The following is a 13,280-nucleotide window of genomic DNA, read 5'->3' as shown; positions in this document are numbered from 1 at the left end:
TTATTTTATAATAGTAGAATTGGTTGCAATATCAACCAAGCTACTATGAATCTGAAAATTTACTTCCTTCCCTTAATCCTGATACTGGCATGTTCATTGTCTTTGAACGCCCAAATAATATTTCAGGATGATTTTGAAAGCGGCGCATTGAAGCCGGAGTGGACGGCAATTCCGGGTGCGGACAACGCTGTGGTAGGGGTCTACAACCAGATCCAAAACCGAAATGCTTTTTATCGTGGTACTTATGGGGTAGCCATGGGAAAGACCAGTTCAGCTGGTGGAGCGATTACAAATAGACTGGATCTAAAATTAGATTTAAGTGCCTATTCCGAGGTAGAGATGGAATTTTTCATGAATAATTACTATGATGCAACGCATCCTCAAGATGGGATTTATTTAAGTGACAACAATGGGTCGACTTTTATCAAAGTGATGAATTTTGATGGAAGCAACTGGGCGGCAAATGTTTATGGTAAATTGCCTCCACTGGACATTGGCAAACTTGCTAAGCATTATGGACTAAACTTGACACCAAATTTTATTATTAGATTTCAACAACATGGCATTTATTCTTTTGGAGGTGGTTCATCTAATGTAAGAGATGGTATTTTGATAGATGATATCGTAGTAAGGGTTCCTAATAAAACTTACATTTCTATTTTTCCCTATAGTACTGGTTTTGAGGGAAGCTTTGAATTTCCGGAGGGCTGGAAACAAGCTAATCCTACTTTTCCATATATTGATCCTTCTGTAGGTAGCTCCACTGGATTGATAAATGAAGCCTCTACTGTAAGATTAGAGGGGGTTGCGGAAGTAGGCTCCACTATATCAGGGCGAAACGCATTCCGAAATGGCCAAAATGGATTGATTTTGGGCAAAAGGGTTCCTGGTCAATTTGGAGCGGTAGCCGTGGACCTTCATTTGAATTTAAGCAATACCCCCGACATCGAATTGTCTTTTTGGATGAACAATTTTTATGAAAATACACATCCCCTCGATGGAATTTACTTTAGTGATGATGCTGGATCTACATTCACCAAAGTGATGGATTTTGACGGGGATAAATGGGCAATTGGCTGGGGTAAATTGCCACCATTGGATATTGATAAATTAGCCAAACATTATGGACTGGCACTTTCATCAACTTTCATTGTAAGGTTCCAACAATACGATAATTATTCATTTGGAGGAACCTCAACAAATACGAGGGATGGAATTTTTATCGATGACGTGGAAGTGAGGGTGCCTGATCAAACCTATATTTCAACTTTCCCATATATTACAGGGTTTGAAGACAGCCTGGATTTCCCAGCAGGTTGGAAGCAGGCAAATCCCACATTTCCGTATATCAATCCAGTAATTGACAATTCTACTGCGTTGCTTAGTGGGGCCTCTACTGTCCGACTGGAAGGGGTTGCAGAAATTGGTTCAACTATTTCGGAACGAAATGCATTTTTAAATGGACAGAACGGATTGATTTTAGGCAAAAGAGTTGGCGGTGAATTTGGGGCGGTGGCTGTTGATCTCCATCTAGATCTAAGTGATACTCCCGATGTCGAAATGTCTTTTTGGATGAATAATTATTATGAGAATACCCATCCTCTTGATGGGATTTACTTTAGTGACAACGCAGGGGTGACATTCAAAAAAGTAATGGACTTTGATGGAAATAACTGGGCAAATGTAAGCTGGGGCAAATTGCCACCTATAGATATTGACAGATTGGCAAGCCATCATGGATTAGCACTCACATCAACATTCATTATAAGGTTTCAACAGTACGATGATTATTCATTTGGCGGAAATTCATCGAATACACGGGATGGAATTTTTATTGATGATGTTGAGATAAAAGCACCAGATCAAACCTATATTTCCACATTTCCTTATTCCACAGGATTTGAAGGAAGTATTGAATTACCAAAAGGATGGAAGCAGGCAAATCCAACGTTTCCCTATATCAATCCAGTTATTTCCAATTCCACAGGACTGATAAGTGGGGCTTCTACCGTGAGATTGGAAGGAATTGGAGCAGTTGGCTCCACCATCTCAGGACAAAATGCATTTCTGAATGGACAGAATGGTTTGATTTTGGGTAAAAGCGTTGGTGGGGAATTTGGTGCAGTCGCAGTTGATCTTCATCTGGATTTAAGCAATACGCCAGATGTTGAATTGTCATTTTGGATGAATAACTATTATGAAAATACACATCCCCTAGATGGAATTTATTTTAGTGATAATGCCGGGGAATCATTTACCAAAGTGATGGACTTCGAGGGAGATAATTGGAGCAATTTAACTTGGAGTCAACTGCCTCCGTTAGACATCGACAGACTTGCAAGCCAATATGGATTAACACTTTCATCTACGTTTATTATACGATTTCAACAGTACGATGACTATTCATTCGCAGGAAATGCGGTTAGTACAAGGGATGGCATATTCATAGATGACGTGGAAGTGAGAGTGCCAAATCAAACTTATATTTCTACTTTCCCATACTCCGAAGGATTTGAGTCTAGTGAACAATTACCCGCAGGTTGGCACTATGCGAATCCTACTTTTCCCTATATTACACCATCGACTGAATTTTCTACGGGTATAGTTAATCAGCTTTCTACCGTTCGACTCGAAGGTGGGGTTGGCGTATCAAATGTTATTGGCGGCAGGAATGCCAATAGGTCCGGTCAGCGTGGATTGTTTTTGGGCAAAAGAGCAGGTGGGGTTTTGGGTACTACTGCTGCGGATTTAAAATTGAACCTCAAAAACGCGGAAAATGTAATTTTAAAATTTTGGGTATATAGCAATTATGAAAAACTTCATCCTCAAGATGGAATATATTTAAGTAATGACGGGGGGATAAAATTTCAAAAGATTTATGATTTCAATTTCACAAGCAGGCAAATAAGCTGGCATCAGTTAGAACTTGATATATCCACACTGGCTGCGGATAAAAATCTAACGCTTACCGAAAAATCTGTTTTGCGATTTCAACAATATGACAATGGAAGCTTCGGCAGTAATTCTACTACAACAAGGGCAGGCATTTTCATAGATGATGTGGAGATGTCTGCAACAAGCAGATCCATTCAAACAATTGAGTTCCCCAATATATCCGCAAAAACCTTCGGTGACGCCGCATTTGATTTAACAGCGACTACTGATTCTGGCCTTCCCATTGCTTATTCGATTGTTAGCGGTCCTGCCACCGTTTCTGGGAATAGGCTGACCATCACTGGTGCCGGAACCGTGGTAGTCAAAGCGGAACAAGTAGGGAATAATGAATATGAACCTGCCGTCCCAGTGGAAAAAAGCTTTGTAGTCAGCAAGGCCAACCAAACCATCAACTTTGCCGCAATCCCAGCCAAAACATTTGGGAACCCCCCGTTTGACTTGGTTGCTTCAAGTAGTTCCAGTCTTCCAGTCGTATTCACCCTAGTGAGTGGACCGGGCACCTTGAGTGGAAACCGAATAACTATTAGTGGTGCGGGTATACTTACCATATTGGCTACGCAACAAGGTAACAATAATTACAATGCCGCATCCCAAGAAAGAACAGTTACAGTCAACAAAGCAAACCAAACAATTGATTTCGCAGCAATTCCTGCAAAAACCTTTTTGGATGTCCCATTTGGTTTGACAGCGACCGCCAGTTCCAACCTACCAGTTACATTTAGTATTGTTAGCGGCCCAGGGACCTTGGCAGGAAGTAACGTTACCATTACAGGAGCTGGATCAATTGTCATTAGAGCGACTCAAGCCGGGAATAACAACTATAACTCCGCAACACAAAATAGGACCGTGACTGTCAACAAAGCAGCACAGACGGTTACCTTTGCAGCTTTGGCGGCGAAAACATTCGGTGATCCGCCGTTTGATTTGACTGCAACTAGTAGTGCCGGATTACCGGTTTCGTTTACAGTTGTATCCGGGCCTGGCTCTGTCACTGGTAATAAGCTTACTATTAACGGAGCGGGTCAGATCGTAGTCAGGGCAAGCCAAACTGGAAATGCCAATTACTTGGCAGCTGCAAATGTTGACCGCACAATGACGGTGAATAAGGCTGTTCAATCTATTACCTTCCCTGCCATTGCTTCCCAAACTTTTGGAGGACCTGCGGTGACTTTAATGGCTACTTCAACTGCGGGGTTACCTATAACCTACACCGTGGTAAGTGGTCCTGCAACCGTTTCGGGAAATACATTAACGCTAACTGGAGCAGGTACGGTAACCGTTCGGGCAAGTCAGCCGGGAGGGGATAACCACCTTGCTGCAGCAGTGGTTGAAACCAGTTTCTGTACCAATCCTCCCCAACCTACGATAGATATTGACGGGACAGAAATTTCCCCTGAACTTAGCCTAAAGGCAGTTGGAGCACCTTCGGGAAGCAGCTTTCAGTGGCAAAAAGACGGTGTAGACATACCGGGGGCAACTCAGGAGTTGTTGGAACTATCAGCAGGGGGAGCATATACGGTAATAGTTACTGTAGGAACCTGTAGCAGTACTTCCGACCCGGTTGCCCTTACATCGCATGAAGATGTGTCATTTGAAAAGGGAACGATCCAGTTGTACCCCAATCCCGCATCCAATAAGTTTTCCATACAGGGATTATTATTGGGGCAGACCTATCAACTAACAATCTATGATGGCACAGGCAGGAAGCAGACAGAAATCGACTATGTCCATGCGGCTGATGCATCTGTCGACTTGCGGAGATATGCTGCCGGTATTTATCTGGTTGAACTCCGCTCCGTAAGATTCTATGCGGTTCAGCGTCTGATCATTTCAAACTAACACAATTTTTTAGGAAAGGGCCAAATTCGGTCCTTTCCATTACTTCATTCACAAATTGTAAACACGGGAAATTATGAAAACGACATATAAACTTATTTGCTATCTATTTCTAGTAGCCTACATTATTGCCTGTGGAAAGGGAGATGATCCTCAGCCTACACCTCCCCCACCTACCAAAAAGGACCTGCTTACCCAAACTTGGAGATTAGTCAAAGTAACAGCAAACGGTGCCGATCAACCGAGCGCAGGATATACGGTGAGATTTACGTCTACAAATACCTATACCGCTAATGGCCCCATGCTTACGGTTGCCGGATCTGGAAATTGGGGTTTCAATTCCGGCGAAACAGCCATTTTGCTCAATGGCGGACCAGAGCAGTTCCGCATTGTAACGCTTTCTGCTGAACAGATGGTTTTGGAGGTGGATCAAGAAACCTACAAAGCCGGAGAGTTGAACGTTAGGTTTGAGTTTCAGAAGTAGGTTGGAACGAGAAATTCTCATTTCAAAACAAGAATTAATATATGTATCTAAGGGCAAGTTTGTGCTTAATCGGTTTGTTATGCCTGACCAAAAGCAGTTTGTGTTTTGATGGTTTTTTGGATAATTAAGAGAAATCCGAAAAAAATATTGAATAATTCTGTAAATTTTGGGTAAAGTTAAATTTTCTAATTAATCAACAGGGTGTGGGTTAGAGATTGAGGTTGAAGAACCTGAGTTGGTTTTTGTTAAGCATTTTTGAAAATTTCTTTTTTTAAAACCCAAACCGATATGTTTAAAACCTCTTATTTCACCGACCAAAGACTAGAAATTGTCATCTTGGGGCCCATGCGGGGCGAAAAAAATGACAGCAGTATTCAGATCAGAAATGCATTAAAGAAAATCCTTCGGGAAAAGAAATGTAAGGAATTTCTTGAGAAGCATGGGGTAATCGATAAAAACATAACAATTACCTTTCCGGAAGAATGGAAAGGGTCCAGTATAGAGCGGGATGTTTTTTCAAAACTCGACACTGCAGACCTGGTGGTTTTTAACATTACGCCTAGAGAAGGTGAAACCAATCCTTCACCCAATGTATTCTATGAACTGGGCTTGGTTCATGCATTGGGCTTACCCTACTTGGTTTTAGTTCAAGATGGTGTAGACATCCCATTTTATTTGCGGGGCATTCGGTGCTATCCGGTGAAGGCATTTGAGGAAAAAGAGCTGAAGAAGGTGCTCCGACAACCTATTCAAAACTTTGTATCCGATGATTCTCCCTATTCCTTTACGGATAATATTATTTCAGATTTTTATGAGGGCCTGCCAGTAGTAGACATTTCCGCTGCAGTCGGCTTGGCAACGGGGTATTATATGAACTTTGTGAGGAGAATTCTAAAAGACGGAGGATTTATTTCCCATTATCCCGACAAGATCAAACGTCTGATAGTAGTCAGACCTATCAGTGTGTTTGATACCTATGAGGAAGATGTAAATGCCATGAAGGCAAGACTCAAAGAAGCCGGCTTTGAATTGGTAACGGAAAAGTTAGCACTCATACCTTCAGATAAAGACGGTGCCATTTGGTTTGACCATATTAACGGCACGGTAGTCGATATCCCCCGGACCATCTATCCCTTAAAGCGATCTCCCAGACTCCTAAGCCTTCGAAAGCGAATGGACCAACACCCCCACCAATACGATAACAAACTAAGGATATCCCTTCTCAACGAAGCTGCTGAAAAGCTAATGGACAAAATCGAAGGCATTATCAAATACCATATTCGAAACGATTCGGAACGGGTTAGGGAAGGGTTGTTGGAATTTACTTCGGTTGAGGGGTTAGTAGATTCCCTTAAGAGAGATGGTTATTTATAATTCCCAAGATAAAAAGGGAATCTTCTAAAATTTAAAGCAGAGGATTGTAGAAATGCCTTCTTATCTTATCCTACTATGGCTATTTTATGAGGGCCTAATTCAATATTTCAAATAGCTATCTTATTTTCGCTCGTTAAGTAAATACCCAATGGAGAAACTTGAATCCCAATCGAATACAAATGTTTCATACCCAGTAGATTTTCGAATTGTATCATAAATTACAATTCCACTTTGCTCTCTTTCACTATCAAATTTGTAAAAATCAGATTCTTTTAGAGCTGTATATCGTTCATTATTCACCCTATGACCCTTCGCCATTTGAAACGGAACACCACCTGTTTGGCAGATAATTCATACCATTTTCTCGCTTCCGTGTGATTTTTGGGTGTGCCTTGTCCGATGTCATATGCTAGTCCAACATAGTTTTGCGAATCCGAAAACCCCTTTTCAGCCGATTTTTGGAACCATAAAAACGCTTGATCTCTGTCTTGGCTTACCCCATAACCGTTGCAGTATCGACACTCGGCTTTTAGCCATTCAGAAGAGAGCTGCCGATTACAATTTATATTATAACTAGTAAAAATTTACCTATATTAAATAATATCTAAGCTTTTAAAATAGAGCATATTTTGAATATTTTAATTATTAAAATTGAATATTTTGATTATAGAGGCATCTACTAAGAAAACCTATGAAGAAGGGGATTCCTTCTATCTGATGGATATCTTTTATTTGTTCTTTTTGTGGCAAATCCCTGAACGGTACCAAGAGATTGTGTAATTTTTGTGCTTTGTAGTTTTCTTTGTGAATTTCCCAATCTTTACCATCAAACGGTCTCCAACCATCCAGAATCTTCATCATATTCCATCTGCGGTGTTCCACCAGGCCTAAATCTTCGATTTCATTTTCTGCCCAGAATTTTTGAAAATGCTGAATGTCTGATGGCTTTTCCGAGAGTGACCAGGATTTATTGAATTCTGTCACCTTTACCCACAGGTGATCCGCCGCCTGTCTGTTGCCCTCTCTATCTGTTTCGGATAAGCTTTTCCAGCAATAGCGCATCATGTTCTGCATATCACCTAACAGTTGATTATCGGTAAGGGCATGGTGCCATAGTTGTTCTAACCCTTCAATCTTTAACTTCATTACATCATCGTTGGACGCCTTGGTGTCATTTGATAGAAAACCCTTTTGTAAATTATTAATTTCTAAAATAATTTTTGAAAATCGCTCGTCTATCTCGATTGATCTTCTGACGGATTCTGGTCCGGATCCGTAATCATACAGCAAGTAGTACCAAAATGCAATTTGTTTTGCTAAGTGGTCTGCCTCCCTGTTTTGGATGGCGTTGCAGGAAAACTCATAGAGATAGTTGCCAAAACATTTCACAGGGATATGCGGCGCCAGTGCATTTAGCTTCTGTTCCAAATAGGCCTCTTCTTCCTCGTCCGGAAAGTTGTAGAAGCAATAGGCTTGGATATCGTAGCTCGCTTGTTGCAGCTTTATCCCTTCCAATCCGGGCAAAACGGCTGTCAAAAAAGAAGCGCTTTCCAGACCCGTGTTGAGGCATGCAAATACTTTTAACTTTCCCTCATTAAAAACATTGGCCAGTAGTGGGCTTTGGGGATGGGAAAGATGTTGGTGAATCATAGGCAACTGGAAAAAAAGAATGCGGTCGGAAATGCTCTCGCTACCTTGATCGTCGAAAAAAGTCCAATCAGTTAATTTCTTAAACGGACCTTCTATGCCCTGAACGCTTGTCGGAAACAGATAGGAGTATTCACTTTTAAAGTCTTCCACCGCTTTTGTTTCATTTTCCGTATAGAAAACGACTATCTTGGGTACTGGAGTTTTGGTAAAGACCAATTGAAGTACAGATTTTAATACCAATGCCTTTCCAACCGCTCCAAAACCTACAATTGCGATTGAGGTAGTCAGTGACGGGCTTCTCAATTCAGGAAGTCCCGCCAACATGCGACGGGCTGTATTATCCGCATGGCTAAACACCGTCAGGGCATAGTTGGTGCGGGCACTGATGGATTGTTGTAGCAATTGTCTGAGCGTTCTGTCCTGGATATGGACAAACCAATCCTCGGTTATGGGTTTTTTGCCTTTGGAAGCTACCTGATCCATTTCCATAACGCAACGTACATTTTCCTCCTCAGATCCAGTAACTACAAATACCCGCTCCGCGCGATGAAAATAGGTTTTTTGTAGAGAAATGCTGTCGCTAGGGATCCCACTGATTATCCAAGCCCCCTCATTTCTAGCCAAACTTGTGTAGGGAGTGTTGATATCTTGACTCAATACTACAACTCTTGATTTGGATTGATAGGGCTTATTTCTTCGTAAGTCTTGTATGATATCGTATGCGACTTCATTTAGCCCTATGACCACAGAAAACCTGCTATTAAATATTCTGTAAAACCAAAACCTCAACCGATGAAAGTTTTCTTTGCCAAGAGCGAAGTAAAATGCAAGTCCAAAACCATAGGCTGCCAACCCTGCCCCAAAAACTCGTGCTGTTTTTGTCCAACTGGAAACAGGATTTGGGAAGACAGATTCATTTAATGTTATAAGGTTGGCTGCAAAGAAAAAAGCATTACCATTTGTATTGATGTTATTGTTGTCTATAAGATAACCTTTCCAACCAATGATGAACACGATTGACGCTAAAAGAATTGGAATACCAAACCGGTAAATGAAATCAGAATAATATTTAAAGGTTTTTTTTCCGCTTTTTTTAACATTATCAAATGTTGATGTCTCCCAATCATATTTTTTCCGAGGTAAGATTAAATGGTCTATGTATAAATTTGCATTAGGGGTTTCATTAGATATGCGGGGAGTAAATAGATGGAATAGTATGCCCGGAATTTCGCCTTTTTGATTTGCCCTTTCTCTAAAGCTTTTGACCACCTCCGATGTGCCACCAATTTTCCCAGTATCCACACCATCCCATAAAGCTATCAAATGTGTGGAATGGCTAACTAGTAAATCACATAGAATCTCGTATGGAGCTCGATTGGATGTGCTTTGATTTGCCCCTAGCTTATAAATAAATAGATTTTTTTTGCTCTCTATCTTGCCTATTCGTTCCAAATCTTCTTGGTCGAATGCTGGGAAACTTTCTTTATCTATCACCAATAACACAACCGAGATCCCAAGACCGACTGCTACTTCTGCAACCAACTCATCCGCCCCCTCCGCAAACCCGGTAATAAGAATAAACTTATTTGGGTTTCCCTTTACAATTTCTTTCAGTTTGCCTCTAACTTTTTCCCGGATCGTTTGAAAGTCCTCAGACAATAGATCACGATGGCCGGAATGACTGATGACAGTTTTGTCTTTTAATTGAGTTTTAAGATTTTTTGAAGTTAGATATATCATGGCGCGGTGTGGAAGCATTCGCAGGCATAGTCAAATTCCATTTTTGTGAATACCTCTATATTGGTGTGGTAGAGCAATAATAAAATACCGCCTTCAGCTACCGATTCGATCTTTTTGCACGGCAACCTTTCCTTTACCATTCGAATTCGGGCCCTGTGGTCTCGTTAGAATCCTAGATCGAAATAAATGCCTTGTTTGCCCTATAAACTGTTTTGTGTTCAGGGTAGCATTTCCCATTCGTACATTTTCATCCTCCTGTTCAATGGGTGCCGCAAGGAAATTTTTTTTTCTACATCAAAAAGGATGGTATAGGTAAATGACTATAAAGTGTGTTTAAAGCAATTTTATTCCGTCAACAAAATAATCAATAAAATTCATTTTTGGGTATTGGAGATGGGAAAAATTTATGTTTTTTTGGCGAAGTTGAATTTGGGATTTAGGAATGATGATTTTTTATTTAGAAAATGACAATAGTACCAATTTCGGTTAATATGAATGTACCGCATTCTGCACCAATGAAAAATACCCAAAAACCAAAATCCCACAGCGCATGCGCTGTGGGATTTTGGTTCTAAATGTTTATCAATAAAGATAGGCTAAAGGGGCAGCTTTAATTCAAACTTATCAAGCCCCCCTGTATCTGGACCATATTCAAATTCTCCCCTAATTCTAAACGCCGTAATGTTAGCTAACACCTCTTCAATTTCAATTTTGGTTGCGACTCTGTCATTTCCTATCAACCATACACCCGCTTCACTGATTTCCACTTCAAATTTCGTCCAGGTTAGACCGGAGTATTCGCTATGGTACAGATAGATTTCCTTAGTGCCATTTCGGATAATAATGTCTTTGGCTTTAAATTGGTTACGCATATTGCTTTTTTGAATGAGCCAAAAAGACATTGTGCCCCCATAGTATTCGGATTTGTTTCCTCTAAATTTTTCTGGTGCGGAAAAACACCAAACTCCACCCGTGACTCTGTCTTCTGCGTAGATATACCCGGAATCGTCCAATCCTTCAAAAGGAGAATAGGAAGCCACTATATTTGATCCCCCCTGTGCATCACCTACGATTGTCCATCCGTCCGCATCTGCAGAAAACCCCGATGAAATGACAATTTCCTTTTCTTCAACAGTTATATAACCTTCCTTTGTTGTAATAGCTTCTGTGTCTTTGTTGCTTGCGGTAAGGGTAACTTTGTATATTCCAGGATTGGTATACCGAACCTCGGGGTGCTGTATAGAGGAATTTTCAGGATCACCTCCTTCGAAAGTCCAAGTCCATTCAGTGGGATTACCAAAAGATAAATCCTCAAAACGGACAATTTCCCCTTCCGAGATAACAGTTCTGTCGCTTGAAAAATCCGCAGTTACCTGAACCAGATCACGTACCGTTATATATTCGGTCTTTGTGACTATATCTTCAGTGTCCTCATTCGATACTTTTAAAGTAGCCTTGTATTGCCCGGAGGTTTCGTACTCTATCGTCGGGTTTTGTTCTGTTGACATCGACGGAATTCCTCCCTCAAATTCCCAAGTCCATGATGTAGGGTCTCCCTCTGAGTCATCTGTAAAGGTAATACTTTCACCTACTTTTATCGAAACAGGATCAGCATTAAGACGCCTTCACCTGAACCAACTCAAATACGTTTACTTGTCCCGTTGTAGTACTATTTTCTCTGCACTGTTGTTATACTCAGGGTCTTCAAATTTAAAGAGAATTTCGGTTGGGAAATTATGCACATTTACTGAAACGGCTTCCATTTCATATACACTAACTTTTGGCGGAGCCAATAATGTTCGTGAACATCAGGTTTGACAACGTGAGGGTGGGGTAATTGCGAATGGCAGTAATCTGTCGAAACAAGGAAATGGATAGCTGTCAATTTGAAAAAAGAATCTACTGATCCGGAAGAGCCCCTCTGTTTTTTTAAATAATGAAAAAATGCTGGGGTATTTAGAAAAGGCGGTTACCTATTCATCCGATGAATCCAAACATCGATTTTTCTTCCCCACCAATATTTAAATACCAAACCACAATGCCCTATAACCTCCGGCATTCGATTTGTCAATACTTTTTGGTGGGTTTGTTTCTTAATCCAAAACAGCCTCAAAATAATTAATCTATTTGTATACATTTATATGAAATTTATCCGTGAAGAATTCTATGGACAAGTATAAAATCCCCGGTTACCTAAAGGTTCTGGCTATCTTATTGTTAATTATCGTTATCGTTTTTATTTTAACAATCGGCAGAAGCCTGCTGATCCCATTATTTTTGGGCGGATACATTGCTATGTTAATGATTCCGTTTTGTAATTGGATGGAAAGTAAAAAAATTCCCCGAATATTAAGCGGGATCATTGCCTTGCTATCCGCAATTGTCGTTATTCTAGGCATAGTTCTCCTCGTAATCTTGCAGGTTCGTAATTTTACAAAGGATTTAGATGATGTGTCAGATCGATTAAACAACTATTTGTCGGATATAGACAAATTAGCCAGTAACCTTTTTGGGGCTGACTTAGGCATCAAAGATGGAATTGATAAATCTCAGATTTTCAATCTATTGGAATCAAACAGTGATACCGTTTCCAATTTGCTTTTAAATACAATCGGTTCCTTGGCCGGAGTGGTTTTAGTTCCCGTATTTATATTTTTCATGCTTATTTATCGGGATCATTTATCCGAGTTTATCGCCCGGTTATTTAGGGATCACAATGATGAACACGTAAAAGAAAAAATTAGATCTTTGAGAAAAGTTGTCCAGTACTATATCTTGGGAGTCTTTAAGGTAATGGGGATTTTGGCCGTGATGAATACCGCAGTTCTTTACCTAATTGGTGTAAAAAACGCATTATTTTTCGGTATTTTCGCCGCCCTTTTGAATATAATTCCTTACTTAGGCCCCTTTCTAGGGGCTATATTACCCTTCATCTTCGCATTTCTGACAATGGATGGCCTGTTTTATCCTTTCATGGTGGTTATCTCATTTACTGTAATCCAATTGATCGAAAGTAATTTTCTCACCCCAAAAATTGTAGGTAGCAACGTAAATCTGAATGCCCTAATTACCTTTGTCGGGTTATTGGTTGGGGGAGCTATCTGGGGCGTGGTTGGCATGATTTTGATTATTCCCACGTTGGCTATTATGAAACGGATTTTTGACCTTCAGGAAAGCACTAAACCGTTCTCTTTTTTGTTTGGAGAGGAAGAGAAATTAAAAAAATAGGTTCTGAAGAGGG

At 40.5% G+C, this 13,280-nt stretch carries 7 protein-coding genes and 1 pseudogene; 4 read left to right on the top strand and 4 right to left on the bottom strand.

Translation table 11 applies throughout. The features are described 5' to 3' along the window. Positions 1-45 precede the first annotated feature (45 nt). From FQ608_RS17210 to FQ608_RS17200, 3 genes are all read left to right on the top strand, one after another. On the top strand, positions 46-4,794 hold the full coding sequence (locus FQ608_RS17210) for a T9SS type A sorting domain-containing protein (RefSeq protein WP_158859594.1): 4,749 nt from the start codon (positions 46-48) through the stop codon (positions 4,792-4,794). Between the two features lie 73 nt (positions 4,795-4,867). Further along, entirely contained in the window at positions 4,868-5,275 is a 408-nt protein-coding gene (locus FQ608_RS17205; RefSeq protein ID WP_158859592.1) for a lipocalin family protein, read from the top strand. 288 nt (positions 5,276-5,563) lie between these two features. After that, positions 5,564-6,649, top strand: coding sequence for an STING domain-containing protein (locus FQ608_RS17200; RefSeq protein ID WP_158859590.1), 1,086 nt, complete (start codon positions 5,564-5,566; stop codon positions 6,647-6,649). Between the two features lie 296 nt (positions 6,650-6,945). On the opposite strand, the gene FQ608_RS28085 is transcribed toward FQ608_RS17200, so the two are convergent. From FQ608_RS28085 to FQ608_RS28075, 4 genes and pseudogenes are all read right to left on the bottom strand, one after another. After that, the gene (locus tag FQ608_RS28085; protein WP_394351670.1) at positions 6,946-7,215 is read right to left on the bottom strand and encodes a tetratricopeptide repeat protein; all 270 of its coding nucleotides are present in this window, start codon (positions 7,213-7,215) and stop codon (positions 6,946-6,948) included. Between the two features lie 79 nt (positions 7,216-7,294). Beyond that, the gene (locus FQ608_RS17185; RefSeq protein ID WP_158859588.1) at positions 7,295-10,057 is read right to left on the bottom strand and encodes an NAD-binding protein; all 2,763 of its coding nucleotides are present in this window, start codon (positions 10,055-10,057) and stop codon (positions 7,295-7,297) included. Between the two features lie 578 nt (positions 10,058-10,635). Then, positions 10,636-11,421: a laminin B domain-containing protein gene (locus FQ608_RS28080; protein WP_394351669.1), complete on the bottom strand. Its 786-nt coding sequence runs from the start codon at positions 11,419-11,421 to the stop codon at positions 10,636-10,638. 18 nt (positions 11,422-11,439) lie between these two features. Beyond that, a pseudogene (locus FQ608_RS28075) lies at positions 11,440-11,646 on the bottom strand (PKD domain-containing protein); the annotation flags it as partial. Between the two features lie 559 nt (positions 11,647-12,205). Here FQ608_RS28075 and FQ608_RS17175 point away from each other — a divergent pair. Next, positions 12,206-13,267, top strand: a complete 1,062-nt coding sequence (locus FQ608_RS17175; RefSeq protein ID WP_158859584.1) for an AI-2E family transporter — start codon at positions 12,206-12,208, stop codon at positions 13,265-13,267. Positions 13,268-13,280: the final 13 nt, after the last annotated feature.

The organism is Lunatibacter salilacus (assembly GCF_009797935.1).
Taxonomy (GTDB): Bacteria; Bacteroidota; Bacteroidia; order Cytophagales; family Cyclobacteriaceae; genus Lunatibacter; species Lunatibacter salilacus.
This window is presented reverse-complemented; position numbering and strand designations above follow the sequence as displayed.

Coding starts and splice junctions, on each gene's coding strand:
- FQ608_RS17210 (WP_158859594.1), top strand. CDS start 46: ATGAATCTGAAAATTTACTTCCTTCCCTTAATCCTGATACTGGCATGT.
- FQ608_RS17175 (WP_158859584.1), top strand. CDS start 12,206: ATGGACAAGTATAAAATCCCCGGTTACCTAAAGGTTCTGGCTATCTTA.
- FQ608_RS17205 (WP_158859592.1), top strand. CDS start 4,868: ATGAAAACGACATATAAACTTATTTGCTATCTATTTCTAGTAGCCTAC.
- FQ608_RS17185 (WP_158859588.1), bottom strand. CDS start 10,057: ATGCTTCCACACCGCGCCATGATATATCTAACTTCAAAAAATCTTAAA.
- FQ608_RS17200 (WP_158859590.1), top strand. CDS start 5,564: ATGTTTAAAACCTCTTATTTCACCGACCAAAGACTAGAAATTGTCATC.